24 protein-coding genes, 1 pseudogene and 1 riboswitch are annotated in these 26,011 nt (G+C 39.8%); of the genes and pseudogenes, 17 read left to right on the forward strand and 8 right to left on the reverse strand.

Annotation, left to right across the window (positions count from 1 at the left end; genetic code table 11):
* The 12 genes from MUN88_RS10085 to MUN88_RS10135 all read left to right on the forward strand — a co-directional run bounded on the left by MUN88_RS10085 (position 1) and on the right by MUN88_RS10135 (position 12,974).
* Positions 1–1,788, forward strand: coding sequence for a cache domain-containing sensor histidine kinase (locus MUN88_RS10085; RefSeq protein WP_244723970.1), 1,788 nt, complete (start codon positions 1–3; stop codon positions 1,786–1,788).
* Between the two features lie 5 nt (positions 1,789–1,793).
* Positions 1,794–3,251: a response regulator transcription factor gene (locus tag MUN88_RS10090; protein ID WP_244723973.1), complete on the forward strand. Its 1,458-nt coding sequence runs from the start codon at positions 1,794–1,796 to the stop codon at positions 3,249–3,251.
* Between the two features lie 128 nt (positions 3,252–3,379).
* Positions 3,380–4,414 carry a Gfo/Idh/MocA family protein gene (locus MUN88_RS10095; protein ID WP_244723976.1) on the forward strand — a complete coding sequence of 345 codons (1,035 nt, stop codon included), beginning with the start codon at positions 3,380–3,382 and terminating at the stop codon, positions 4,412–4,414.
* Positions 4,415–4,488: 74 nt separating this feature from the next.
* On the forward strand, positions 4,489–5,829 hold the full coding sequence (locus MUN88_RS10100) for an ABC transporter substrate-binding protein (RefSeq protein WP_244723979.1): 1,341 nt from the start codon (positions 4,489–4,491) through the stop codon (positions 5,827–5,829).
* 96 nt (positions 5,830–5,925) lie between these two features.
* On the forward strand, positions 5,926–6,792 hold the full coding sequence (locus tag MUN88_RS10105) for a carbohydrate ABC transporter permease (protein ID WP_244723982.1): 867 nt from the start codon (positions 5,926–5,928) through the stop codon (positions 6,790–6,792).
* The gene (locus MUN88_RS10110) at positions 6,789–7,682 is read left to right on the forward strand and encodes a carbohydrate ABC transporter permease (RefSeq protein ID WP_244723984.1); all 894 of its coding nucleotides are present in this window, start codon (positions 6,789–6,791) and stop codon (positions 7,680–7,682) included. The genes MUN88_RS10105 and MUN88_RS10110 overlap by 4 nt, the downstream gene beginning before the upstream one ends.
* 110 nt (positions 7,683–7,792) lie before the next feature.
* Positions 7,793–8,614, forward strand: a complete 822-nt coding sequence (locus MUN88_RS10115) for a sugar phosphate isomerase/epimerase family protein (RefSeq protein WP_244723986.1) — start codon at positions 7,793–7,795, stop codon at positions 8,612–8,614.
* A 15-nt stretch (positions 8,615–8,629) separates the two neighbouring features.
* Positions 8,630–9,634 carry a Gfo/Idh/MocA family protein gene (locus MUN88_RS10120; protein WP_244723989.1) on the forward strand — a complete coding sequence of 335 codons (1,005 nt, stop codon included), beginning with the start codon at positions 8,630–8,632 and terminating at the stop codon, positions 9,632–9,634.
* Between the two features lie 21 nt (positions 9,635–9,655).
* Positions 9,656–10,579 (forward strand): AraC family transcriptional regulator, encoded by a 924-nt coding sequence (locus MUN88_RS10125; protein WP_244723992.1) that lies wholly within the window; start codon positions 9,656–9,658, stop codon positions 10,577–10,579.
* On the forward strand, positions 10,576–11,946 hold the full coding sequence (locus MUN88_RS10130) for a sulfatase family protein (RefSeq protein WP_244723995.1): 1,371 nt from the start codon (positions 10,576–10,578) through the stop codon (positions 11,944–11,946). The genes MUN88_RS10125 and MUN88_RS10130 overlap by 4 nt, the downstream gene beginning before the upstream one ends.
* A gap of 211 nt (positions 11,947–12,157) precedes the next feature.
* On the forward strand, positions 12,158–12,292 hold the full coding sequence (locus MUN88_RS21665; protein WP_256463983.1) for a hypothetical protein: 135 nt from the start codon (positions 12,158–12,160) through the stop codon (positions 12,290–12,292).
* Positions 12,293–12,320: 28 nt separating this feature from the next.
* Positions 12,321–12,974: a YesL family protein gene (locus MUN88_RS10135; protein ID WP_244723997.1), complete on the forward strand. Its 654-nt coding sequence runs from the start codon at positions 12,321–12,323 to the stop codon at positions 12,972–12,974.
* Positions 12,975–12,979: 5 nt separating this feature from the next.
* Here the strand turns inward: MUN88_RS10135 and MUN88_RS10140 are convergent, their stop codons facing one another.
* On the reverse strand, positions 12,980–14,374 hold the full coding sequence (locus MUN88_RS10140) for a sulfatase family protein (protein WP_244724000.1): 1,395 nt from the start codon (positions 14,372–14,374) through the stop codon (positions 12,980–12,982).
* 252 nt (positions 14,375–14,626) lie between these two features.
* Between MUN88_RS10140 and MUN88_RS10145 the strand changes: the two genes are divergently transcribed.
* The gene (locus MUN88_RS10145; protein WP_244724001.1) at positions 14,627–15,727 is read left to right on the forward strand and encodes a M24 family metallopeptidase; all 1,101 of its coding nucleotides are present in this window, start codon (positions 14,627–14,629) and stop codon (positions 15,725–15,727) included.
* Positions 15,728–15,974: 247 nt separating this feature from the next.
* Positions 15,975–16,445, forward strand: a complete 471-nt coding sequence (gene cdiI / locus MUN88_RS10150; protein ID WP_244724003.1) for a ribonuclease toxin immunity protein CdiI — start codon at positions 15,975–15,977, stop codon at positions 16,443–16,445.
* Positions 16,446–17,565: 1,120 nt separating this feature from the next.
* On the opposite strand, the gene MUN88_RS10155 is transcribed toward cdiI, so the two are convergent.
* The gene (locus tag MUN88_RS10155) at positions 17,566–18,015 is read right to left on the reverse strand and encodes a DUF1569 domain-containing protein (RefSeq protein WP_244724005.1); all 450 of its coding nucleotides are present in this window, start codon (positions 18,013–18,015) and stop codon (positions 17,566–17,568) included.
* Positions 18,016–18,397: 382 nt separating this feature from the next.
* On the opposite strand from MUN88_RS10155, the gene MUN88_RS10160 reads away from it, so the two are divergent.
* Both MUN88_RS10160 and MUN88_RS10165 read left to right on the forward strand, forming a co-directional pair.
* Complete coding sequence (locus MUN88_RS10160) at positions 18,398–18,895, forward strand: LURP-one-related/scramblase family protein (protein WP_244724007.1); 498 nt, start codon at positions 18,398–18,400, stop codon at positions 18,893–18,895.
* A 154-nt stretch (positions 18,896–19,049) separates the two neighbouring features.
* Entirely contained in the window at positions 19,050–19,283 is a 234-nt protein-coding gene (locus MUN88_RS10165; protein WP_244724009.1) for a hypothetical protein, read from the forward strand.
* 778 nt (positions 19,284–20,061) lie between these two features.
* On the opposite strand, the gene thiC is transcribed toward MUN88_RS10165, so the two are convergent.
* A complete protein-coding gene (gene thiC / locus MUN88_RS10170) occupies positions 20,062–21,846 on the reverse strand; it encodes a phosphomethylpyrimidine synthase ThiC (protein ID WP_244724011.1) in 1,785 nt (594 codons plus the stop codon).
* 145 nt (positions 21,847–21,991) lie between these two features.
* Positions 21,992–22,106: riboswitch (TPP riboswitch) on the reverse strand.
* A 350-nt stretch (positions 22,107–22,456) separates the two neighbouring features.
* Here thiC and MUN88_RS10175 point away from each other — a divergent pair.
* Positions 22,457–22,696: pseudogene (locus tag MUN88_RS10175) on the forward strand (phosphotransferase); the annotation flags it as partial.
* A 211-nt stretch (positions 22,697–22,907) separates the two neighbouring features.
* Here MUN88_RS10175 and MUN88_RS10180 read toward each other — a convergent pair.
* From MUN88_RS10180 to MUN88_RS10200, 5 genes are all read right to left on the reverse strand, one after another.
* Positions 22,908–23,309 (reverse strand): DUF3888 domain-containing protein, encoded by a 402-nt coding sequence (locus MUN88_RS10180; RefSeq protein ID WP_244724012.1) that lies wholly within the window; start codon positions 23,307–23,309, stop codon positions 22,908–22,910.
* A 142-nt stretch (positions 23,310–23,451) separates the two neighbouring features.
* Positions 23,452–23,835 carry a VOC family protein gene (locus MUN88_RS10185; RefSeq protein WP_244724014.1) on the reverse strand — a complete coding sequence of 128 codons (384 nt, stop codon included), beginning with the start codon at positions 23,833–23,835 and terminating at the stop codon, positions 23,452–23,454.
* A 144-nt stretch (positions 23,836–23,979) separates the two neighbouring features.
* On the reverse strand, positions 23,980–24,573 hold the full coding sequence (locus MUN88_RS10190) for a dienelactone hydrolase family protein (protein WP_244724016.1): 594 nt from the start codon (positions 24,571–24,573) through the stop codon (positions 23,980–23,982).
* 132 nt (positions 24,574–24,705) lie between these two features.
* Positions 24,706–25,365, reverse strand: coding sequence for an HAD family hydrolase (locus MUN88_RS10195; protein WP_244724018.1), 660 nt, complete (start codon positions 25,363–25,365; stop codon positions 24,706–24,708).
* A 147-nt stretch (positions 25,366–25,512) separates the two neighbouring features.
* Entirely contained in the window at positions 25,513–25,986 is a 474-nt protein-coding gene (locus MUN88_RS10200) for an SMI1/KNR4 family protein (RefSeq protein ID WP_244724020.1), read from the reverse strand.
* Between the last annotated feature and the right edge of the window lie 25 nt (positions 25,987–26,011).

Raw genomic sequence — 26,011 nt, forward strand, 5'->3', positions numbered from 1 at the left:
ATGAAATCACCCATGCATTCTATCACCTTCAAAACAAAAATTTTTCTTGCCTTTGCCAGTGCGTTCATAGTTGTAATCCTCATCATCGGAACGGCCATTTTTTTATTTAATGTCGATAATATGAAGAAAAATACGCATTCCCTTTCCAATATCCTGTCTACTCAATTCAGCAAAACCATTGATTTATATTTTGAAGATATCGACCGGGTATCGTTAGCTATTTTTACAGATCCTTATGTCCAGGACATGCTGGAACATTATGATAAAGAAGAGATCACGAATGATATCGACAATCGTAAGGATTTATATCCGAAGATTTTTAATCAAATATATCCGAATGAAGATATCGAGGGAGTGACGATTTATACGACAGATAAGACTGCGTTTACGTATCAGGAAGGGAGTGGGATGGAGCTTCAATATCGGGAACATGATCCGCAATGGACGGCGCAGTTGGATAGGCTGGCCAAGGATGCGTTCATGCTATTGCCGACAAAAAAAGTATCAATTTCAAAAGAAGAGAAACAGGTGGTCTCCTTCGTAAGGCATATTTATGGAATACCGAAAAGAAATAAAATTGGCTCGCTGAAGATCGACATTAACGTAAATGTATTTGATAAATTATTAGAGTTGGATAAGCTCGAAGAATTGGGGGAATATTTGCACGTATTTGTCTTAACAGAGGAGAATCAAGTCATCTATGATCAGGAACGGGAAGAAATTGGCGAGACTCTAAATATAGATCTTCCGGACACAGCCAATGAATTAGCACAAAATTGGACATTAACTTGGAATGACAGATCCTATCTGTCTACCAGTAACAGCTCGTCTTTTACAGGTTGGCAAAGTGTGTTACTGGTTGATAATCATTTTATTATTTCAGAACGAAATCAAATCCTGCTTTTTATGGTGGGAAGCGGTCTGATCACGATATTGATTATTGCGATTATCTCCTATTCGTTATCTTACAGTCTGTCAAAACCGTTGACTCTTTTACGGAAGAAGATGGAGAGAGTAGAAAGTGGGGACTTAGCGGACAGGATGGACCTGACGAACAATGAAGAGCTAAATGTGCTAATAAGGGTGTACAACAGCATGCTCGACAGCATTAACAAGCTAATTACCGAAGTCTATCAATCAAGCATTGCGGAGAAAAATGCGAAGATTTCGACCTTACAATCGCAAATCAATCCGCATTTTCTTTATAACACATTAAATGTCATGAAGTCTTCCAGCCGAGTCAAAGGGGTGGAGGAAGTAGCTGTATTGGCAGAGTCATTAGCGGACCTGTTTAAATACACTATGGTCGGACTTAATAAAAAAGTGATGGTGGCAGAAGAAATCGAACATATCCATAATTATATTCGGATTCAGCAATATCGCTTTGTCGGCAGATTCGATAAGGAAATCTCGATTAGTGAGGAAGCGAAGTATGCGTTTATTCCTAAGCTGCTGATTCAGCCGATTGTAGAAAATGCGGTGATTCACGGCTTGAAGCATACGAAGAAGAACGGTGTTATCACGATCCGCATTTATAAGGAGACAGATGTATTGCATATAGAAGTCACCGATAATGGACAGGGAATGGATGTCCGAACATTAACCCAACTTCAGAAACGTATACAAAATAAGAAGATGGATAGTGATGCTACGAGTGTTGGTTTGATCAATGTCGCTCAGCGGATTCGTTTACTGTACGGTTATCGCTATCGGTTGGAGATTGCGTCTGAGAAAGACCGAGGAACACATATGGTGATAAAGATTCCTTTTGAAAAAGAGAGTGGGTAAGACAAATGAATATATTTATTGTAGAAGATGAGTATTGGGCGCTGGAGGAATTAAAGGCTTTACTCATGAACTATCAGCAGGACCATCAGCTTTTCTTTTTTGACGATGGGGAAGAAGCGTACGAGCATGCGCTCCGTCATACACCGGACCTGGTGATGACTGACATTACGATGCCCGTGATCGATGGAATCGAATTAATCAGAAAAGTGAAGCGCCTTTATCCTGTTACGGAATGCGTGTTGTTAACGGTGCATGATAGTTTTGACTATGCCAAGCAGGCGATTGATCTGGATGTCTCGGATTATTTATTGAAACCGGTAAAAAGACATACATTGGAAGCTATGATGAACCGCCTGCTTCGTAAAATAGCAGACAGAAAAAGGCAGGAGTTCGATAAGCAATTATGGTTCATCAATCAGCAGATCGTAAATCCGACAGCTGCCAATACGGAGATGTTTTTTGACGAAGCATTATTTGTTACATACATCGTGCTCGGAAATTGGAAAGCTCCGATAGAGGATGATTACACCATCATGCAGGAGCTCCAACAGCATACGGAGGGCTGGCTGCTGGCGCTGGATAAGCAACGGATCCTTTTTCTAAATAAAACAGAGGTGATCACAAAAACGCTCTTTCAACAGTGGAGTGAATCCGGGCAGGTTCATATTGCTACCGTGAAAAAAGCAAAACAGCAACGGTTAGGAGATGCCTATCAGCAGGTACAACAACTCATGAATCAGCACAAATTGTTTGGAAAATCCACGTTTATCACAGAACAAACCCCTGCGAAATTTGTTAATATCAGCACGTTATGGGATGAGGTGCGTGTCTTGGAGAAATCATTGCGGAACAGGGAATACACCTCTGTTGCGAAACAGTTGTCGATTCTGAGAGAGCAAATCGAATATTCACAGCCGACACAGAGGGTATTAAGGCAGTTTCTGTTAGATATGTATTATGCGATTTGGTTTAAATTAGAGCAATCGACGAGTAAAGTCATCAGGATCCAGCATATGGACAGTCATTACGCGGCATTAGACAGTCTGCTAACATACAAGGAGCTGAGAGACTGGTTACAGCAGCTGGTTGAATTCATCATAAAGTCGTTAGACGATAAAGAGCTTGCGCCTAGACAGTTAATACCGAAAGTAAAGGAATTTATTGAGACGCATTATGCGGATAATATTACATTTCAGCAATTTGCCGATGATCATCATGTTAGTTTGAGCTATCTTTCGAGAGAATTTAAGCTGCAGACGTCTATGAATTTCTCGGAATATCTGACAAATTATCGGATCGAGAAAGCGAAAGAATTATTTGAGAACGGCTTTACCAAAACAGTTGAAGTCGGGATGTTAGTCGGTTATCATGACCCGAAACATTTTCGTTCGGTCTTTAAAAAAGCGACAAATTATTCACCGAAGCAATATAAGGACCTACAGCAAAAGACAAGAAGGGAGTAAAATTTTCCCCTCTTTTTTGTTAAAAAATTAGGTTTTTCATCGAGATGACTTCCCCTATACTTAACCTAATTCCTTTTCGCAGGGGGTGAACATGGACCGATTATATGAAAAGCAGAGGGGGCAGATGCATGTTGAAAGTAGCGGTTGTCGGCGTGAACAATATTGGCAGTCTGCATTGTAACGCCTACCGGGAGAATCCTGATACGGAGTTAGTAGCCGTCTGTGATCTTCTGGAAGAGCGGGCACAAGCAGTAGCGACGAACTATCAGACCAAAGCATATACAGATCTGGACGCATTATTGGACAAAGAAGAGATTGATATCGTCAGCGTGGCAACGGCAGGTGTGGAGAATGGCAGCCATCATTATACACCGGTGATGGCAGCGGTCGAGGCTGGCAAAGATGTGCTGGTGGAGAAGCCGATCTCCAACAGCTTGGAGGAAGCGAGAGAGATGGTAAGGTTTACGCTCGAGAAGAATGTCCGGCTGGGCTGTAATTTGAATCATCGTTTTGTTCCGGCAGCGGAGAAAGGAAAAGCGCTCATAACGCAAGGCAAATTAGGCTCGCCCCTGTTTGTGAATATGAAATTAACGATACAAAATCCAAAAGATCTCACGGAATGGTTTCATATGAGAGCTCTGCATCCGCATTCGATTGATGTGATGCGCTATTTTGCAGGGGATGTTCGACGGGTGCAGTCTTTTATGACAAGAGCGCCGCAGCGACAGAGCTGGTCAACGGTATCGGTCAACATGGAATTTCAATCAGGGGCTGTTGGTCATTTGACGGGCAGCTACGATATGTCGAGGCATCATCCGATCGAATATTGCGAAGTAGCGGGAACGGAAGGACGATTTGAAATCGATAATGTCTATGAACATTTTCGTTATTTTCCCCATCATCAGCAAGAGATGACGACGATGCGAAATTCAATTATGACAGGTGTGGATACGTTTCATGCTACGATACGAAATAGAATTTATCAATTTATTCTGGAGGTAAAAGCGGGTACACCTCCGATGAAATTGTCTGCATCAGGATTAGATGCGCTAGCTGCACAGGAAATTATTGAAGCAGCCATTGCGTCACATCAACTAAATGGAAAAGTAATCGATGTTCCACAGCTTCATGATGGTATGCCGGTACGTAACGTTTCCCACTAACCGGAGTCCATTTTTCGCTAGATAATGATAACACTTACAAATATAATTGTTAAATCGATAAGGAGGAGTGTTTCATGATAAAGCGCCAGCGTCATTGGGTCTTATTTTTTCTTGTGACGTTTATTGCGATGGTCTTACTAGCAGCATGTGGTGGAGGGTATTCGGAGGAAACGTCAGGGGATGCAGGTGGTGATACAGGCAGTGATTCGGGTGAAGCGGTAGAATTATCGATGCTCGTGTCGGAAACAGCAATGGATGATCCCGGGTTTGTGGCAGTACTGGATGCAATTGAAAAAGACTTAAATATGAAGACGAATGTCGAAGTCAGACCTGGTGGACCGGAAGGGGAAAATGTTGTCAAGACGAGACTTGCTACCGGCGATATGGCAGATCTCGTTTTGTTTAATTCGGGCTCGTTGTTAATGGCTTTAAACCCATCTCAATATTTTGTGGATCTAAGCGAAGAGCCATTTATGGATAACGTCATGGACAGTTACAAAGAGGTCGTTTCGTCTAATGATCAAGTATTCGGTATCCCAGCGAAATCGAGCCAGGTTGGCGCCTGGTTATATAATAAAAAGGTTTATCAGGAATTAGGCCTTGAAGTGCCCCGTACCTGGGATGAGCTGATGGCGAATAATGAGAAGATTAAAGAAGCAGGAAAAACGGCTGTCATTACGACGTATGGAGAGGCTTGGACATCACAGCTTCCAATTTTGGCTGACTTTTATAATGTGCAAGCAGAGGTAGCGAATTTTGCCGATGATTATACGAATGGCGAGGCTAAATTTGCCAATACACCGGAAGCACAGCGAGGCTTTGAGCGGATTCAGGAAATCCATGAAAAAGGCTACCAGAATGAGGATTATACCGTTGCGACCTATGATCAAGGGATGCAGATGATTGCAGAAGGTACGGGGGCCCATTATCCGATGCTAACACAAGTATTACCGATTATTGAAGAGAACTACCCTGATTTAGTTGACGATATCGGCGTATTTCCGCAGCCGTCGGATGATCCGGAAACGAATGGCCTGACGACATGGATGCCGGATGCGATTATGATCAATAAAGAAGCAGAGAATGTCGATGCCGCGAAAAAATGGCTGGACTATTTCATATCAGATAAAGGTATTGCTGCTTATGAATCGAAAGCGAAAAGTATCGGACCATATGTGCTCAAGGATGTGGAATTACCAGAGGATTCCTATGCGGCAGTGGAAGAAATGCAGGTGTACTTTGAGGAAGGCAATATTGCACCAGCTCTTGAATTCGTATCACCGATTAAAGGACCGAACTTACCACAAATTTGTACGTCCGTCGGCAGTGGCACGATGACCGCAGCAGAGGCAGCTGCCATGTATGATGACGATGTCGAAAAACAAGCAAAACAGCTGGGGCTGGATTGGGATTGATGTAGTTAGGTACAGACAACTGGAAAAGCGCGCAATCAGGGGTACTTTTCCAGTTGTGGCAAGAAAGAAATTTTATCGCAAAGGAGTTGACATCGAATGAACAAGAATATCAATAATATGTATCCGTATTTTTTTCTGATTCCAGCTATCCTCATCTATGGTACATTCTTTCTGGTCCCGACCGCTCTATCGTTTTTCTACAGTTTCACTTGGTGGACGCTCACGGACTGGGAGTTTATCGGCTTTGATAACTTTATCCAGTTCTTTCAGGAACCATCACTAAGAATTGGTTTTCGCAATACGTTAATTTTTGCATTTACGACAATGGGCGGGAAAGTCATTCTCGGTCTGGCGCTTGCGGTATTTCTGACGTCGAAAATAAGAAATAAAGATTTGCTGAGATCGATCGTTTTTTTTCCGGCACTGCTAAGTACGATTGCTGTCGGTTATACATTCAGTTCGATGATGCACCCGACAAAAGGGGTGATCAACACCATTCTTTCCTTCTTTGGCATTACAGGACCGAACTGGCTCGGTAATCCGGATATTGCGCTATTGTCGGTAGCTATGACCGATATCTGGAAAGGGGTTGGTATTGCAACGGTTATTTTCATTGCCGGGTTAATGGCGATTCCTACTCATTATTACGAAGCACTAAAGATTGATGGCGGGAATGCCCTGCAAGCGTTTTGGCATATTACCTTGCCATTATCAAGACCTGCGATGAATACCGTTATTATTCTCGCCTTAATCGGCGGCCTCCGTACATTTGATCTGGTATGGGCGATGACAGGCGGTGGACCGGGTTTTAGTACAGACCTTCTCGCATCGATAGTGTATAAACAATATGCAGCAGGTTTCTTCGGTCTATCTACTGCCGGGAACGTCTTATTATTCTTATTTGTGGCAATGGTTGCTTTTCCGATCTTTAAATTTATTAATCGAAAAGAGGTGGACTTATGAGAGCCAATGTGATTAGTCAGATAAACGAACAGCAGCAACAAGAGGAATTGATCCAGGCAAGGAAAAGAAGCAGCCGGCGCATGCTGATCCTCGAAACGCTGGGCGTATTAGTGGCTTTAACCTTCTTTGGGATCCCTTTTTATTTTGTCTTGATTAACTCGTTTAAAGATCGCGCAGGTGCTTCTTTGCTGAACTTGTCTTTTCCTGAGAATTTTCAGTTCCTCCGTAATTACAAAGAAGTACTGACCCTAAACGATGGCGTCGTGCTGCGAGCGTTCATGAACAGCACGATCATCACGGTACTTTCTTTAACAACGATCATCATTATTTGTTCGATGGCAGCCTTTGTGATCGCAAGGCGTTCCGGTTTAGCCAAAAAATTAAATTATGTGATCCTGATCGGTCTCATGATTCCACCTTCTATCGTGCCAACGATCTGGTTACTGCAAGGGATGGGGTTATTTAAAACCTTTCCCGGAATTATTTCATTAGAAGCAGGACTCCATTTTTCCTTTGCCTGTTTGCTGTATACCGCTTTTGTCGGGACGATCCCGAAGGAGCTGGATGAAGCGGCACTGATGGATGGCTGCGGTCCGTTCAACTTATTTTTTCGTGTGATTTTTCCCTTGTTGAAGCCGGTAACGTCGACTGTTATCGTGCTGTCATCGATCCAAATCTATAATGATTTTGAAAATATGCTGTATTTCTTCCCGGGCGCGGATAATGCCACGGTACAGCTCACGTTATACAATTTTACCGGGATTTATGGAACGGAGTATCACTTACTTTTTGCAGATGTGTTATTAATTTCGATACCGCCGTTAATCTTATTTATCTTCTTCAACAAAAAAATAGTAGATGGCATGACGGCAGGTGCGGTCAAAGGATAACAGCCGAATGTCCTGATTGACCATTTGCTGGACGCCATTCGCTATGATAGCGATGTCGAGACGATGTATGATAGATGTAAGCGGTTAAATATATTCGAGGAGGACTTTCGATGAAGCTAGGTGTCAATAGTGTGTTGTTTGGTGGGCATGATTTACAGTCAGCGGTTGAGCAGATCCAATTTTGCGGATATGAAGGGATGGAACTCGCATCGATTGTAGGGATGGCAGAACACTTGTCAGATACGGCCAGTGATCAGGCGTTACAAGACATTCGGAAAATGGTCGAGCAAGCAGGATTAGAGCTCTATTGCGTGGAAGCAGCAACGAACATACTAGAAGCAGAAAATCGTGAACGGACGAAGCGCGTTTTCGAACGGGCGGCGAAACTGGGCATTCCGATGGTGACAACAGGAAGTGCCGGCGAGTCAGATAACGAGGAAAAAATGGAAGCATCCTTGAAAGCGATCGAGGAATTGTCCCAGGCAGCGCATGATGTTGGTATTCAATTTGCACTGAAGATTCATTATGGTCAAAGTATTTATAATACCGAAACAGCCTTACGATTAATGAAGGAAATACAACATCCAGCATTAGGCTTGAATTTCGATGCGACACATGTCGGCAGAGTTGGAGATGATCCGGTGCAAGCAATCGGCGCTTTAAAGGATTATATTATCCATTCCCATATTCGCGACACGAAGATCGAGCAGTTACAGATTGCAGCGCCGGAATTTCAGACAGCAGGAAGAGGGACAGTACCATTAGATGCGGTCGTCAACAAAATGGTTGACATCCATTACCAGGGCGCAACGGTGTTAGAAATTATCGGTGCCAACGATTATTCGCTGGAACAGGTAACGGCGATTGCTGCCGAAAGCCGTGGGTACTTAAAGCGCTTGTTTGAAGAAGCCAAAGCGGAAGCAGTTATATAAGAGGGGGATGGTAACATGCAAAAAGTAGCAGTGGTTGGATTAGGCAATATCGGAAAAACACATTGTAAATTTTATAACGAAAATCCGAATGTCGAACTGGTTGCGGTCTGTGATCTAATGGAAGAGAACGCCAATGCAGTGGCTCACCTTTACAGTGCCAAACCTTATGATGATATCGCAACTATGTTAGCCGAGGAAGAGATTGACGTGGTTAGTATTGCAACAGCCGGGGAAGAAAATGGCGGTGATCACTATGAGCCCGCTGTGCTGGCAATAGAAGCAGGTAAGAACACACTGGTAGAAAAGCCGATTTCGAATGATATCGTCAAAGCGAGGAAAATGGTCCAGCTGGCAAAAGAGAAGAATGTGCGCTTAGTCAGTAATTTAAACCACCGCTTTGTCCCTCCTGCTTATAAAGGGAAGGAGTTAATCGAAAAGGGTGAGTTAGGTACATTACTTTTTCTCAATATGAAACTGACGATTCAAAACCCTGCTGAAACAAGTCCATGGTTCCATCTGCGAGCATTACACCCGCATTCGGTTGATGTGATGCGCTATTTCGCCGGGGATGTCAAGCGCGTGCAGGCATTTATGACCAAGGCACCTGGCAGAGAGATCTGGTCGACGGCGTCTATCAATTTGGAATTCGCCTCAGGGGCGGTGGGCCACTTAACCGGGAGCTATGATATGGCGGTGCGTCATCCAATCGAATATTGTGAAGTGGCGGGAAACAAAGGACGCTTTGTGATCGATAATGTGTATGAGCATTTCACTTTTTACCCGCATGACAGTGATGAGCTGCTGACAATGCGCAATTCGATTATGACAGGAGTCGGAAGTTTTCAGGAAACCTTTAAAAATCGGTTAGACCATTTTATCCAGCAGATTGAAGACGGGGTTCCGCCTGCGGACATGGAAGCATCAGGTGCTCATGCATTGGCAGGTCAGGAGGTCATTGAAGCGGCTATCCGGTCGCAACTGGAAAATGGTGCGGTGATTGATATTCCAACTGTTGAGTAAATGTGGAAAGGGTGGAGCAGATTGAAGTTAAAAGTGAGTCAGTTTATCAAAGAAAACGACTTCCCTTTTTGTATCAATCATAAAGTCCATACAGATCGCAACGCCCCGCCATTACACGCACATGATTTTATTGAACTGGTGTATGTCATGGAAGGAAAGGGAGACCATGTCTGTGATGGGGAGAGCTATCCATTAACCGCTGGGGATGTCTTCATTATTAATCCGGGAGAACAACATACCTATATCATCAACCAAAAGGATAAATTAGAAATTGTGAACTGTCTGTTTATGCCTTATTTATTTGATGCTGTATGGCTGAAGGGGCTGGGGATAACGGAATCGATGGATTATTTCTATGTCCACCCATTTCTCGAAAAGGAAGAACGATTCCATCATTGCATCAATTTAAGAGGCAATGAAGCAGACCAGATTTATTGTATGTTCGAAAAAATGTGCTACGAATACGAAGGCGGTCAGCACGGCTATGAATCGATTATTCGGCTGCAGCTGGTCCAGTTACTTATCGAGTTATCGAGAATTTATCTGCGTGTAAATGACGGGCAGTCCAAGATCGATATCAAACAGCAGGAGCGGAAAACATTTATCCACCGCATTAGTGGTTATCTCGAAAGACATGCCGATCAGAAGTTGACGTTAACCACATTATCGGAATTATTCGGCATCAGCTCACGGCATTTGAATCGAATTTTCAAAGAAGAGACAGGAAGAACCGTTGTCGAATATATTCACGAAATCAGGATGAATCGGGCCAAGAAATTACTGGTCGAAACGTCGGAAAAAATTATCGTGATTGCGATGGAGGTAGGATATGATGATCCAGCCTTTTTCACCCGATTATTTACGAGAAAAGTAGGGTGCTCCCCGGGGAGATACAGGGAACAGCTTGCGTTAACTAGGACTAATCTGAAGGAGGAGAAGATATGAAACAACCAAATGTGATTCTTTTTGGGATTGATAGTTTACGAAGAGACTTTATGAGCAGTTACGGCTACCATAAGCAGACGACTCCTCACATGGATAAAGTAGCAAAAGAAGGCGTGCTTTTCGAAAATCATTTCAGCCCGAGCATCCCGACCACACCTGGTTATGCATCGATGCTATCTGGTCTGGATTGTTTCGGAACCGATACCGTCGCCTTAAGGCATGAAGGGGATATTCAGGGGCAAACGTTAGCGGAATTACTTGGGGAGAAGGGCTATAATACGTCGTGTGTCGGCTTTTCCAATAATCCGTCCGCAAGAGGTTTTCAAAATTATTTAGATTATGAAGCATGGCTGCCGGATGAAACAGGCCGTTGTCCGAAAGCGCAAAATTTAAATGAAGTGGCGATTCCGGAATTACGCCGTTTGCATGAAGCGGATCAGCCATTTTTCCTGTTTATGCGCCATATGGATCCGCACTCTCCTTATTTACCACCGAAACCTTTTGAACGAATCTTCTATGACCGGGATGAGTTGGATCCTGCCAATACATCAATGGGGCCGGTGTACAACTTCAAACCACATGCCGACTTTTTTAAATCGTGGATCCCTGAGGGTGTTACCGATCAACAGTACGTCACCGCTCAGTATGAAGGCGCGATTGCGTACATGGATGCGTGTATCCAGAATCTCCTAACGACGGTAGCCGAATTGGGAATTGAGGAAGAAACGCTGATTATTCTAACATCCGATCATGGGGAAACCTTATATGAACATGACTGCTATTTTGACCACCACGGTATGTATGATAATTGTCTGATCGTGCCGTTGATCATCAAATATCCAGGCAAATTGCCAGAGGGAAAACGAATCAAGGATGTAACACTCATTAAAGATATTATGCCGACCATTTTAGAGTTAATAGGGGTGGAATCAGATGCAGCTTTCGACGGCCAAAGTCTGCTGCCGATGGTCGATGGTTCAGAGTTTGCCAGAGTCTCCGAATTTTATATTACCGAATGTACATGGATGCGAAAACACGGCTGGCGCACGCCGGAATGGAAGTTCATCCAGGCATTGGAACCTGATTTTCATGATAAACCGGAAATCGAATTGTACAACTTGGTGGAAGACCCTGGGGAGAATCACAATCTGGCTGCCCAAAAACCGCAAATCGTGAAAATCCTGCAAGGCAGAATGCATGATTACATCGCAAAAAGAGAAGCCCATACAGGCAGGGAAAATCCAATGTACACGAATACCAATTATCACGGACTAGGCACAGGACCGTTTCAATCCTCACAAGAAGCGTATGACAAACTGTATTTAGGGTCTATTCATAAGGCGCGTGCACTGCAGGCGAAGGATTAGATGTGAGGAACTGTCGGACAGTTCCGCTTGGGGCGGGGGTGTCCGATAGAGGTGTTTAATTGGATGGAGAATGTTGGGTTGGGGGAAGAGAGTGGTTTTTGGGTTGAGTGGGTTATTCGATCAGAGTGGGGTTGGAAAGTGGGGAAGAGGACGAATGAGAAATTGATTCGATCAAAGTGAGGTTGGAAAAAGGGAGAAGTGAACGAAAGCGGTGCCAATCGGACAAAAGGCGGAAGAAAAGCAGAGAAACTGTCCGAAAGCAGCGCCCAATCGGACAAAAGGTAGAAGAAAAGATGAAGAATTGTCCAATAGAAGTGCACAATCGTCTATATTAGAAGATGTGTAAAAATAAAAGGACTGCGGGGTGCATATGAATGAGCGGGGGAGCTTATGGCATTTTACGGATACCTGAGTGGATTCTGAAGTTTGCATATTTAACCGTTTTGTGGGTGATTTTTTCGATGGCTGGCTTGATTGCATTCGGCGTGTTTCCTGCTACAGCTGCGCTTATGGCGATCCAGCGACAATGGCTGAAAAAAGATGCAGATGTATCTGTACTAGCAAATTTCATCCATTATTATAAGAAGAATTTTGTGAAAAGTAATTTGGTAGGTTATCTTTGGGGGACCATCGTCTTCACTTTGTATGTCTATTTTCAACTAATCCAGCTGTTAGATGGACCGCTATATACATTCACTTTTTATGGATTAGTAGTCACTACGTTGCTATCTGTGTTAACGGCAGCTTATTCATTTGCTGTTCTCGTTCATTTTGAGCTTCCATTATTCTATGTTATCAAAAATGCTTTTCTTATTATGATCGTTTCTCCTTTGACTAGTGTGATGATAGTTAGTGGATGTGTTATTCTTTTTTTCGTGTTCAGGCATCATCCAGGATTACTCGTTATCTTTGGGCCAAGTGTGTTCACTTTTCTAGTATTATTCTCGTCTTATCTGGCATTCCTTCATATAGAGAAGAAGCAGGAGCGGCAATTCATGCATACGGTAAAAAAAGTAAGAAGCGAATAAATCTCTCATTTATTCGCTTTTTTAGCTTTCATTAATGTATCTATTTTTTCTTTGGAAGGGTTCTCTCTCCAATCACGCCATGTTAATCCTACGGTATTAAGTATTCGCTCAATCCGCTTTTTAAAAGGTAATCCTTCCACTTCCAATTGTCTGAACATCGGATCTTTTTCCCCTGCCAGCATGTCCTTTACCCATTGATCTAGTGTATCTTCGAATTGGTCGGCAAGTCGGGGATGAGAGGCAGCGAGATTATTCGTCTCAAGCGGATCATTTTTGATATCATATAATTCTCTGGGTGGCCTTGTAAAAAGGCCACTATCTAATGTTTTGATAAATTTATATGTTTCGGTCCGGATTCCTCTCGCTGCTTGCCAGGCACACTCACTTAAGTAGACGGTATCAGTTGTGCCGTTTTCTTCACCTCGGATCGATGGCCATAAACTTTTTCCGTCGATGGTGACATCATTATCGATCTTAAGGACGTCCATGATCGTAGGAAAAAGATCGACTTGTTGCACCATACCTTTTATCCTTTGCTCTTTGGGGATATGACCCGGCCATCTCATGATAAGGGGCACTTGCACGGTCGTATCATAAAGACCACAGTGGTCCCAATAAATATCATGCTCGGTCAAGCTTTCTCCATGATCGCCAAAAATGATAAGGAATGTCTCTTCTTTTATTCCTAATTCCTCAAGGTGTTGATCTAATTCTTGCAGTCTCTGATCCAAATATCGAACTTCCGCATCATATAAGGCATTAACATATTCCGCATCGGTCACGGGTCCAATTAAATCAAAATGATGTTGTTTGAAAAAAGGATACGCCAGATGATTATAGGCTGCTTCCATACTTTTATTCTCGGGATCATAAGGGTCTCTATTGTGATCGTAAAAAAAATCGATGTTTTCCTCTGGTGGTAAATAGGGAGTATGGGGATCCCAGTAATGAAGAAAAAGATAGAAATCTTCGTCTTTATGTTCGGTTAACCATTCTTTCGCATATCCGTTAACGGTTTTGCCGTCGATCCAACGCTCATCGCCGACGCTGTTGATATAGTAGCGATAGCCTCTGGCAAACCATTCCTTCAATTGATAAAGGTTATCCACCGCCGCTGTCGTAAATCCTGATGAACGGAGGATAGTGGTCAGCCATGCTGTTGATCTCGGCAAGTTTGTCAAATTGGAGCCATGAGAGACGATGCCATTTTTTAACCCTACTTTGCCGGTGAAGATGGCTGTATGTGCTGCTTCTGTAGGAATGTCAGCTGCAAATGCTTTTTCAAAAAGAACGCCATCACTCGCTATTTTGTCGAGATAAGGACTCGTCGGTTTATGATAGCCGTAGCAGCCTAAGCGGTTGGCGCGTAATGAATCTAGCGAAATCATGATTATTTTCATTGGTATCCTCCTATCCATAGGGAACATTCAGCTTAGTATTAGCTTAAAATATTTTCCAGTATTTATCTATGAGGATTAAGACAGACAGATAGCTGATGTGGACATTTTGGAAATAAAACGGAGCCTCCCTACGTTTTATAAACACATACTTAGACAAGGAAACTAATTTACGATAGCATTTATAGTGATTCTGAATTACATAAGGAATATGCTGCCGAGCAAAGGCAATGATGTAAAAAGGAGCGTTCCAACATGAATAAACGATTAGAAGCGTTAGTGAACTGGTTAAACGAGGAAGACATTGACGTTCTATTTATCAACTCAACAGAAAATGTCTATTATGTATCAAACTTTCATACAGATCCGCATGAACGGTTGATGGGGGTGTTCGTATTTAAGGAGGCAGAGCCATTATTTATCCTGCCTGGCATGGAAGTGAATCAATTAAAAGATGCAGGCTGGCAATATGAAATCGTCGGTTACGCAGACCATGAAAATCCATGGGACAAGATTGAAGCAGCTTTCGCCTCAAGAAATCAGACCGATGCGAAGAAAGTCTCCTTTGAAGAGGAGGTTCTTACCTATAGTCGTGCCAGCGCTTTTCTTAACCTTTTTGCAGAAGCGGAGGTTATTGCTGCAGAAGATCAATTAAATGGTATGCGGGTTGTCAAAGATGATAGCGAGATAGCGATTATCAAGCGTGCAGCCGAAATGGCTGACTATGGTGTTCAAGTAGGCGTAAATGCACTCCAAGAAGGTGTCACCGAGATGGAGGTATTAGCCAAGATTGAGTATGAGCTGAAGAAAAAAGGCATTCGTGAAATGTCCTTCTCTACGATGGTGTTATTCGGCGAAAAGGGTGGTGACCCACACGGCAATCCAGGAAATCGCCAATTAAAACCAGGTGATATGGTGTTATTTGATTTAGGCGTCGTACTTGACGGTTATTGCTCCGACATCACCAGAACGGTTGCCTATCAATCAGTAACGGACAAACAGAAAGAAATCTATCACACCGTATTAAAAGCTGAAATGGCAGCATTGGAGGCTAGCAAGCCAGGTGCTCGTATTGGCGACCTTGATACCACCGCAAGAGATATTATTACAGATCCGGGATATGGAGACTATTTTCCACATCGACTGGGCCATGGGCTGGGAATTAATGTACATGAGTTTCCATCCATGAGTCATTTAAATGATGGTGTTTTACAAGAAGGAATGGTTTATACGATTGAGCCAGGAATTTATATGCCAAATATCGGCGGGGTTCGAATTGAAGATGATGTGCTTGTGACAAAAGATGGTTGCGAAGCACTCACCAAGTTTCCGAAAGAATTGCAGATTATTGAATGATGTAGGTGTGAGGCACAAGGATGTACTTGTGTCTCGTTTTTTAACAGGTAAGAAAGTATAAAATTTTAAGGTTTCGTACCGCTTTCTAACATGAACAGCCATGTCCAGCGCAAGCGCCCAGAAACTAGGCGACTTCCTGCATCGCCCTACGATAAAGAAGACTTGCCGATTGGTGATAACCAGAGGCCTAGTCGACCTTCTTGATATTATATCAAACGAACAGATACTACAATGGGGAGAAGCAGCTATGAAAAATGGTAAGGTCGTTGGCGCGGGGAGAGAGATAACAGGTGTTGTCTCTAACGGACTGCAATTTAGAGGTTTTCTTAATGAATCAGGCGAAATAACAAATTTTTTTCCTACACTGGATTACAATGAAGGAGTTGTAATCATCGTGGAAGATAAGTATAGAAAATTAATTAGTTACTTTTATCTCCATATGGGAGATGGAAAATTTTTAAGAATCTTAAGAAGCTATGCTAACGGCGAAGGATATGGCGACGAATATGCGAGGTTTGTGTTTGCTGACTATTATGAGGAATGGGAAGAAGACTACTTTGGTAAAGATAGAATAGCTTATTACATTGATCGTCCTCTAGTAGAGAAAGATGAAGAAATTACTTTAGATTATTCTACATTATATAGATATTTAAGAGAAGATTGTGATCGCTATCTTGAAGAATATCCTCAAGATAAATCAGAGGTAGAAGAACTATGAAAAAGAATTAAAGAAAGATTTCATATACAAGAACTTTGATTTGCTTTCATGCGTTTTTTGAATCTACAAATAGAAGAGACCATCCCCATCATTTACTGGGATATTATGTTAAAATTAGAGCGTTAACACTTTTACGACCGAAAAATGTGAGAATCAATGAGGATGGTTCTTGATGTTTAGAAAATCAAAAAAGAGAATGTATGTACTAATTTTGATACTCGGATGGATTTGGTTTATATTTTGGGACTTATTGATAGAGCAGAAGGTTAATTTGTTTGATAATTTAGTTTTTTCCTTGATTTTTACAATAACCTTTGTTTTTTATGACTGGGCTTGGAAGAGCTCTAACAAAAGAAAGAGTAAGTGATCATCACTAAAGCTACTCGTTTGATGAAGGGGGGAGGATAATTTGAAATTAGTAAGCAGGATGCAGGAAAATCTCAACAATCTTCATTCTTGGTGTATCCGTGTATGTATTGTTGGTGTGAAATGAATTTAAAAGTTACATTCCATTTCGTACTCTGTACTTATTGGTGTAAAAAAAGAGCAAGATAGTTGGAAAGTACATATGTCATATGCAGTGAAACGTTGATTCACCTGTAAATTTATGGGTAAGAAAAGGTTGAGATTTTGTACCGTTCTCATGAACGGCCGTGTTCAGTCAGTCGCATCATCGGTTGGCAAGCTAATTGTCATTCCTTTATCGTACGTTGTAGCAATGATTATCAAAAAATATTTGCAATAAAAGCCTGCTGAATAAAAACAGAAGTCATTCGATCAAAAGGGAGAAAAGCGAGAAGCATAATGAACGAAAGCAAGTCTCTTTCAAACAAAGCGTTCTTTTATAAAACTACGCTTTTTAATAGCGTATCGATTCAACACATCTATCGTAACATTTGATTCATTGGCCGGGCGGAGGTGTCATATTTAAACGCATGAGCTCATTATCAAAAAATGAAAATTTGAATCCATTTTAATCCTCAATCGTATGAAGGATATCATGATTTTAATTAATATTAAGTCCATTAATCCCCATCGTATTAGGTATGGTTAAACAAAAAAAGATTCAATAGGTTAGCACTCTTACGTATATCTGTGAAATGTATTTCTTCTATAATGGCTAAACATCAAACTGTTTCAAATGATGGTCAAGATGCTTAAAAATTCCTTTCCCCCACTGTTCGGGAGTTAGTTTCCCGAAAAACGGATGTGGATGACTTGTACATTTTTCTGGACCATTTTCTTGGAATGTTATTATTTTCTGTTTAAGCCTTTCTCTTTCTCTTTCAAAATGCTTCTTATCTGCAATTAAAATGGCTGGAATGGTAGACATATTTAATGGTAAAGGCTTGTCGTTAAAAAAGATCGGTTTTGCCATTCTTCCTACTACTTTACCTAACAAACCTCTTGGAGGAGAAGAATTTCCCATAGCGATATCTTGGAAGGCAGAGCAATGAGCTAACATTTGGGCAACAGCCATTTTCCCCCATTTCGGTTGGGAATGTTCATTTAATTTATCAATCCGTTTAACTATTTCATCTGTACAATATTCATCAAAAATACTATGCATTAGAATGCTCCTTAGTTCTTATTTATATAATATAAGATTCGACGTTAATGATAGTTATCCTTCTTTTATCACGGCGCTAACCGTCCGTAATACCCCCACTTCAAGATGCGAGAGATAAATAAGAAGCTAAGTGGGGGATAAACGGACGATAACTTCCTTATAAGTTTCGCTAGCAATCAGTGGGGGTCAAAAACCCCCACTGATTGAAGTCTCACTTTATAGCGGATGTCTGATTTATTTTTGTCTCATGGAGGTAAGGCAAGGATCATTAATCATATGTTACTACATCATTATCCTCTGAAAATGGTTATTTATGTTAAAATATAAAGGAGTTTACGACAATATATAGTTAAAGTTAAGGCAGTAGCCGGGAGGAATAAGTATGAAGCAACTTTATATCAAACAGAAGGTATTCAGTCTAAGCGGAAAATTCACAGTGAAAGATCAGCAGGAGCAGGATGTATATTATGTGGAGGGAAGTTTCATGAAAGTGCCAAAGACTTTCTCCATTATGGATACAGCGAGAGATGAAATAGCACGCATTACGAAAAAGACGTTCAGCTTTTTACCAAAGTTTTTAGTGGAGGTAAACGGTCGAGAGGTATTAACCATAAAAAAGGAATTTTCTTTCTTGAAAGCACGATATACAATTGATGCGGCAGGGATTGAAGTACATGGTAATTGGTGGGACATGGATTTCCAATTGTTGCAGCATGGTGAAATTGTAGGTGAAGTGGGCAAGGAGTGGTTCTCGTGGGGAGATAGCTACAAGGTTCAAGTAATAGATGAAGAAATGGAAAGTATTATTATTGCACTCGTTGTTGCGATTGATTGTGTGAAGGCTGATCAAGCAGCTGCTTCCTCAGCGACGTCGGTTTAAAGAAGTTTAAAATAAAAGGCTAATGTTTGGTGGTCCTTATTATAAAGACATCAGGTACCAATGTTTTCATCCGTATACCTGCCTATCTTTCATAAGACGTTATTCAGTTATAGAGCGGGTTTATGGAAGAAAAGGATTTAGGGGGGAATAAAGTATGAATAAATTATACAGTCATTTAATTAAGATTATTATAACTTTGCTATTACTGTTTGGCTTCCATGAAATAAGTGAAATGGATCTGCCATTAATATCGGATATCCCATTCATTGGTATGTATATCCAATATCTTTATGAAATTTTAATGGATATTTTATTTTTGATAGCCATTTTTTTGTTTATAAAATTAGCTTATCAATCTATAGAAGATTTATTGTTTAAGAGAAACTAACATTTTGAGCTTGGATAATCATAATAAGTTTAATAAGAGTAAGTGGTAGTTGGTGTGAGTATTAAACGAAAAAGATCGGCTGGACATGAGGGGGCTTGCAGTAGTCCTTATCATTTTTTATTGATGAATAGGCTCTATCCGTATCCCCCTTTCAGTGTCATCAAAAGTGGTATTGCTTGGGCTATTAGTATGTTTTGCTTCATTATTGCACTAATTAGTTTTTCAAAAAAGAAAGTCTGATTTTTAACTAAACAGTAGTTGTTAGCAGAGTGATGCTCAATGGTAAGATAATTGATGGGAGATTTTACGATGAAGTTAAGAATGGAGTTATTTGTGAAAATTCAGGAAAATCAGTTCATTTCTATCAAAGTGTGCTAGGCATCTTCTGGTATAGGAGTCACACCCACAGTTAGAGAAAGAGCATCAACAGTACTTGATGGAACTCCGAAACTAGGATAATTAAAATTACATCCTATCATCTAAGCGACGGGGCTTGTCAAGAAAAGTGTGTAAGTAAGAAACCATACGCATTTCTTACTTACACAGTTCATATTCTCCCTGTACCTCACGTATTTTTAAAATACTTTAATAATAAAGCACATTTACTTTTTTACATTTGCTACATATTTCGTAGAATGGATTACCTTTAAAATGATGGTCACAATTTTGCTGTATATGTTGCTTGCAGTTCTCCAAGTAAGAAATGCGATTTTTTAATTGATTTATTTCCTCTTCCATTTTTGGGATATCCACAGTATGACCTCCCATATGATATAAATTACTGATATAATTTACTTCCAGCTTCTTTAAATTCATTAGCTTTTTCTTTCATTCCTTTTTCTATGGCTTCCTCTGTATCCAGCTTATTTTCTTTAGCGTAATGACGAATATCCTGAGAGATCCTCATACTGCAGAATTTCGGTCCACACATGGAGCAGAAATGTGCTGTTTTTGCCCCTTCTGCAGGTAGTGTTTCATCGTGAAATGCTAATGCACGTTCCGGATCTAATGATAAATGAAACTGATCTCTCCAACGGAATTCAAATCGAGCTTTTGATAAGGCATCGTCTCTTTTGTGAGATCCGGGATGTCCCTTTGCTAAATCGGCAGCATGTGCAGCGATCTTATATGTGATAACCCCTTCACGTACATCATCTCGATTTGGTAAACCTAAGTGTTCTTTAGGCGTAACATAGCAAAGCATAGCAGTACCATACCAACCAATCATGGCAGCACCAATAGCCGATGTAATGTGATCATATCCAGGAGCTATATCAGTAGTCAGTGGCCCGAGTGTATAGAAAGGTGCTTCTTCACACACTTCTAGCTGTTTATCCATATTTTCTTTAATAAGGTGCATTGGAACGTGTCCGGGTCCTTCAACCATAACCTGCACATCATGTTCCCAAGCAATCTTTGTTAGCTCTCCAAGCGTTTCTAATTCTGCAAATTGAGCTTCATCATTTGCATCTGCAATGGATCCAGGTCGTAAGCCGTCTCCTAAAGAAATGGATACATCATAGGTTTTCATAATTTCACAGATATCTTCAAAATGAGTATATAAAAAACTTTCCTGATGATGATAGAGACACCATTGTGCCATTATCGATCCACCTCTGGATACAATTCCTGTTAAACGTTTTGCTGTTAACGGTACATATCTTAAAAGAACGCCGGCATGAATAGTGAAATAATCTACACCTTGTTCCGCTTGTTCGATTAACGTATCGCGGTAGATTTCCCATGTTAGATCCTCTGCAACGCCATTTACTTTTTCAAGTGCTTGATAAATAGGAACTGTACCCACAGGGACAGCAGCATTTCGAATAATCCATTCACGAGTTGTATGAATATTTTTCCCTGTAGAAAGGTCCATAATATTATCAGCGCCCCAGCGTGTTGCCCAAGTCATTTTTTCCACCTCTTGTTCGATGGAAGATGAAACTGCAGAATTCCCAATATTTGCATTGATTTTAACATGGAAATGTCGCCCGATGATCATCGGTTCTGACTCTGGGTGGTTGATATTAGATGGGATAATCGCTCGTCCTCGTGCTACTTCATCACGAATAAATTCAGGTTCCATATTTTCCCTTATCGCGATAAATTCCATTTCAGGCGTAATTATTCCTCTTTTTGCATAATGAAGTTGTGTTACATTGCACCCTTTTTTGGCACGTAACAGTTTTCTTTTTAAACCAGGAAAGACGTTATGGTTGGCACGAGGATCATTTTCATCTTGATAGCCATTATCTTCAGGCTTTATTTCTCTCCCTTCATATTCTTCGACATCTTTTCTTTCCTGGATCCATTTACTTCTAAGTGCAGGAAGGCCCTTGGTTATATCCACCGAGTAATGAGAATCTGTATACGGTCCGCTCGTATCATAGACGCGGACGGGTGGATTCTCTTCATCACCGAAGGTTCCTGTAGTAGGACTTAGCTCAATTTCACGCATCGGTACCTTAATGTCTGGTCTAGAACCTTCTACATATACTTTTTTACTTCCTGAAAAGCTAGACATGATGGAAATGTTTTTTTCACTTACTGAGGTTGTTGACATTGGTTAAATCTCTCCCTTTCAAAATAATAAAGGACAAGAACAGGAACATACCAATTTAAAATAAGATAATTAAGAAGACATAAAAAAGCCGGATCCCTAAAAAGGATGGACCCGGCTTTATATGTAGAAGTATTATTCATAGTAATGATGAGAGTTCTAACTTCCCCACGCTGGTATGATCCAGATCAGGTCCAAAGAGTCAAGAAACTTCAACGTGTTTCTTTCTCAGCCCAACTTATTGGACTCCCCTAGTTATTTCTTATTCTGTTTGTAACAAGTATACACGAGTTTCCATAAAAATGAAAGGATTAGTAAAAAATAGAAGAAATAAAAATTGAATTTTTTGTAAATGTAAAGGTTACCCTTTATTAATTGTGCTTATATCTTGCTGTAACGCAAACAGATGATGGAAACTAAAAGGGATCATTTTGTCTGTTTAGGAAAAAAGCGAATCATTGATGCTAAACTTTACTATACATTGGAATATTATGTTAAAATACATCTATTAACATCTTTAGTTAATGAAGCAGGTCATTTGGTATATTCTGTACGACTACTGGATTTGACTACAGTTATCCTATGCATCTGATTATGTAAGGGGAGAGAACCAATGAATATTGGTCAACCGATAGCAAGCGGAAATACGGCAAATATTTATCTTACAGACAACAAAATAATTAAAGTATTTCATGATGATTTTCCAGATACCGAATCCTTAAAAGAGGCAAATAAGCAAAAATATGCGCGTTCCTGTGGATTGCCTGTACCTAAGCTATTTGATGTAACCAGGATACAAGGAAAACAAGCAATTATAATGGAGTATGTGAAGGGAGTACCATTAGGAGAATTATTTTTCAAAGTAGCGTCAGGAAAATGCGGATTTACAACGTTAAGGAAATTTCAATATCAAAAAGCCTAATTTCTCAATTAAAGCGCCTGATTGTTGAATATAATTTTTTTGTTGAACAGTATCTTTGTACTGCGCAGCAAAATTTCTGTTTAAAATTATAGCTCTTGCTCAATTAAAGTCACCCGTTAATGGAATAAGAGTAGACTATTTGTTAGTTAAAATCCATTCTTAAATAAGTTTTTAGATGTTCATAATCAATTAACTTACCATCTGCACTTACTACAATTATATCTTCACCATAAGTAATATGAGCACGATAATAAGGTTTTACTTTTAATGTGATTTCATATGCTCCACCAACACCATATAATTGCTTTATCTTTAATATCTCCGTATCATATGAAGCCCACATAAGACTTTCTGGTGCACCTTCATCATCTTTATAAATTTCAGATATTGCTTTATCAATTGGCTCTCTTAGGCTATTGATTAGTGCATATTTAATTGTTTCACATAACTCCGTATCAGCTTCATTTACCGTTTGTGAAAATGCTGGGGTGTCATAGCTTACTAAAGATATTATTAAAGTAAGGAATATAGTTAGCTTTTTCATAATTTTCACCTCAGTTTAGTATTTGAACCTAAACTGGTCTTATTCAAGTATTCTGTGACTTTAACGAAATAAACTGTATCCCTTGTTGCAGATAAGCATCCGTTACTTTAAGTTCAATTTTTCACAAATTTACATCATCTCTTTAACCGACTTTAATCCCAAATCCTATCCATCTTCCATCAATATCTTCAATTACAAATTCTTTATTATTGTAATCCGTATTTTCTAAGGTACGGATTATTTTTATATTCGAGTTAATGAACTCTTCTTGGAGTTCTTCTTGATTCTTGGTTATAAAGTAAGCGTCATATCCATATCCATAGAGGTCTCTATTAGGAATTACTTTTTGTCCATTAGTCTTAGTTAAAATAATTTCAGTAGTATCACGGTATAAACAAATATGAGGTTCATTTGCGTCCAAATACTGTACAGCTTTAAATCCCATCTTTTGTTCATAAAAAATTGCTGTTTTAATTATATCTAGTGTTGGAAATACACAGTGTGATTCTAATAGTAAGTTCTTCATTTCCCTTCTCCTCTACAATTTCAAATATATTTCAAAATATATCCATTATCGAACTCTTCTGCTCCTTTACTTCAACAAAGGAAAGCGAATAGATTTGTTTGTTCAGCATTCGCCCCCTTTAGTTGAAGAACTCCCGGTTATCAATCAATGTCTTCTAATAAAGTTAAGCATTTCATCGAAAGCATCTGAGGCTGATTTTGCATTAAAATTAGGAGAGTATGGGTCGCTAAATCCATGTTCTCCATTAAATTCATGTATTTCAGTATTTCTTTTATCCAGATTTGAAATTAATTCATTAACATCAAAGAACCGTTCTTTCTGCGGAAAGAATAAAATTGTGGGTCTTGCTGGGACTAATTCTTTGTAATTCCTAATTCTTGAACCATAATATCCTACTATCCCATCGAGATAATCTTCCTCACTACACAGCCAAGCAACAGTTGCTCCTATACTAAATCCAATAATGTATATTTTTTTGTATTCCAATTTAATACTTACTAATACGTTTTTTATTTTATGAACAGCCTCAGTAAACCCAACATTCTCTATAAAATTTTGATAGGCAATCTCTTCTTCGGAATAATCGAAAGGTTGCTCACGTTTTAGTAAGTTCGGACAGATAACATCAAAGCCCTGTTCTGATAATCTTTCACAAAAACTCGTCATGTGTTGATTAATTCCATATATTTCGTGAATCACAATAATTAAACTATCTGCCTCATTCAGTATCTGAATCATTTTATCCCCTATCTTTCAAGATGACTATAACAAAAAATAAAAAATATTATATATTTTTTATCCCACCACTAAACTGCTCCAAGAGTGAAAGAGCATATCTGTTCCCAGATATGCACCCGTTAGTTCTACAAGCTAATTGTTTACTTTAGTTAATATTGTTTGTAGCTCTGTTAAATCGTTAATGACCATATCAGCTTGAGAAAGTTCATCCTCTCGTGCAAAGTCAAAGTTGCATCCAATTGAAACTAAATCATTATCTTTGGCTGCATTTATATCTGAAAGTCGGTCTCCAACTACTGCTCCATTAGTGATGCCGTATTTTTTTATAATACCTTGGACCAAATCCGATTTATTCAACGATTCAATTTGTTGGATACTGAATGTTTCCGTAACCCATTCATCCAAATGATAATAACTGACAATCGCTTTTAAATATTCCGTTAAGCCATTACTTGCTATGTATATTGAACAATCATTCTCTTTTAAATAACTAAAGACTTCTTTTACATTAGGATATAAAGCACCTTTACCACTGCTTATATTTTCAATTAGCCTTTCTAAAAAATAAGCATCCATTTGTTCTCTTTCCTTAACGGTATGATTAGGTAACAAAGTCTCCCATACTTTCGGTAAAGGAACCCCCATAATTTCACGGTATTTATCAATAGGCGTTTCCTTATCCCACTTATTTAATGACCGTAAACAGCTAAAAGTATCATCCAGTGATAATTCCAATATCTTATCTGTTTGAAATAGTGTTCCATCCATATCAAAGATTAGTGATTGTGCCATTATTTTCTCTCCCCTTAAAATTATTACCTTCCAAACCTTAACAATAAATAAAAATTAATAATGTGTCTTAAACATAAGCCACCCGTTAACGCAATAAGGAGTGATCTTCATTAGCAGGTTTAACGTAGTAATTGAACAGAGATTACGTTAAATTTTTGCATTCTTAAACAAAGAAACTACGTTTTCTGCTAATTGAGATTTTGTAAAATCATCGTGATATATACGACATACTCCTGGCTCATCAGAGTTCAGTTTGATAAATATGGGGTCACCACTACCATGGGAGCAACTGGCTATAAAAACGTATCCGTCTTTTAATGCTGATGTTCCAGGTTCATATTCGGTGTTTTCTTCTATTATATCGTCCACACTACCCCATATCATATAAGAAACACCATCATAATCCCCAATTGGCTCATCTTCTTGAACTCCAAACTCTGCACCGATTAAGGGAACCGTTGTATAAAGTTCAATGTACCATTTTGGTAATTTTATATTCAATTTTCTTTCTAATCTCGCTATATCACTTTCGCTTGCTGTTTTATCAACAAATTCTGGATATTTCAACTTAATTCTTTCAATTAATTGTTTTGCTTCAGATATGGATTCATTATTTGTCATTTTTAAAACCTCCCATTAAACATAA

The organism is Gracilibacillus caseinilyticus, assembly GCF_022919115.1.
Taxonomy (GTDB): domain Bacteria; phylum Bacillota; class Bacilli; order Bacillales; family Amphibacillaceae; genus Gracilibacillus; species Gracilibacillus caseinilyticus.

What these genes read in the sequence shown, in the direction of transcription:
- MUN88_RS10085 (WP_244723970.1), top strand. Translation starts at nt 1, where the DNA reads ATGAAATCACCCATGCATTCTATCACCTTCAAAACAAAAATTTTTCTT.
- MUN88_RS10090 (WP_244723973.1), top strand. Translation starts at nt 1,794, where the DNA reads ATGAATATATTTATTGTAGAAGATGAGTATTGGGCGCTGGAGGAATTA.
- MUN88_RS10095 (WP_244723976.1), top strand. Translation starts at nt 3,380, where the DNA reads ATGTTGAAAGTAGCGGTTGTCGGCGTGAACAATATTGGCAGTCTGCAT.
- MUN88_RS10100 (WP_244723979.1), top strand. Translation starts at nt 4,489, where the DNA reads ATGATAAAGCGCCAGCGTCATTGGGTCTTATTTTTTCTTGTGACGTTT.
- MUN88_RS10105 (WP_244723982.1), top strand. Translation starts at nt 5,926, where the DNA reads ATGAACAAGAATATCAATAATATGTATCCGTATTTTTTTCTGATTCCA.
- MUN88_RS10110 (WP_244723984.1), top strand. Translation starts at nt 6,789, where the DNA reads ATGAGAGCCAATGTGATTAGTCAGATAAACGAACAGCAGCAACAAGAG.
- MUN88_RS10115 (WP_244723986.1), top strand. Translation starts at nt 7,793, where the DNA reads ATGAAGCTAGGTGTCAATAGTGTGTTGTTTGGTGGGCATGATTTACAG.
- MUN88_RS10120 (WP_244723989.1), top strand. Translation starts at nt 8,630, where the DNA reads ATGCAAAAAGTAGCAGTGGTTGGATTAGGCAATATCGGAAAAACACAT.
- MUN88_RS10130 (WP_244723995.1), top strand. Translation starts at nt 10,576, where the DNA reads ATGAAACAACCAAATGTGATTCTTTTTGGGATTGATAGTTTACGAAGA.
- MUN88_RS10135 (WP_244723997.1), top strand. Translation starts at nt 12,321, where the DNA reads ATGAGCGGGGGAGCTTATGGCATTTTACGGATACCTGAGTGGATTCTG.
- MUN88_RS10140 (WP_244724000.1), bottom strand. Translation starts at nt 14,374, where the DNA reads ATGAAAATAATCATGATTTCGCTAGATTCATTACGCGCCAACCGCTTA.
- MUN88_RS10145 (WP_244724001.1), top strand. Translation starts at nt 14,627, where the DNA reads ATGAATAAACGATTAGAAGCGTTAGTGAACTGGTTAAACGAGGAAGAC.
- cdiI (WP_244724003.1), top strand. Translation starts at nt 15,975, where the DNA reads ATGAAAAATGGTAAGGTCGTTGGCGCGGGGAGAGAGATAACAGGTGTT.
- MUN88_RS10155 (WP_244724005.1), bottom strand. Translation starts at nt 18,015, where the DNA reads ATGCATAGTATTTTTGATGAATATTGTACAGATGAAATAGTTAAACGG.
- MUN88_RS10160 (WP_244724007.1), top strand. Translation starts at nt 18,398, where the DNA reads ATGAAGCAACTTTATATCAAACAGAAGGTATTCAGTCTAAGCGGAAAA.
- MUN88_RS10165 (WP_244724009.1), top strand. Translation starts at nt 19,050, where the DNA reads ATGAATAAATTATACAGTCATTTAATTAAGATTATTATAACTTTGCTA.
- thiC (WP_244724011.1), bottom strand. Translation starts at nt 21,846, where the DNA reads ATGTCAACAACCTCAGTAAGTGAAAAAAACATTTCCATCATGTCTAGC.
- MUN88_RS10180 (WP_244724012.1), bottom strand. Translation starts at nt 23,309, where the DNA reads ATGAAAAAGCTAACTATATTCCTTACTTTAATAATATCTTTAGTAAGC.
- MUN88_RS10185 (WP_244724014.1), bottom strand. Translation starts at nt 23,835, where the DNA reads ATGAAGAACTTACTATTAGAATCACACTGTGTATTTCCAACACTAGAT.
- MUN88_RS10190 (WP_244724016.1), bottom strand. Translation starts at nt 24,573, where the DNA reads ATGATTCAGATACTGAATGAGGCAGATAGTTTAATTATTGTGATTCAC.
- MUN88_RS10195 (WP_244724018.1), bottom strand. Translation starts at nt 25,365, where the DNA reads ATGGCACAATCACTAATCTTTGATATGGATGGAACACTATTTCAAACA.
- MUN88_RS10200 (WP_244724020.1), bottom strand. Translation starts at nt 25,986, where the DNA reads ATGACAAATAATGAATCCATATCTGAAGCAAAACAATTAATTGAAAGA.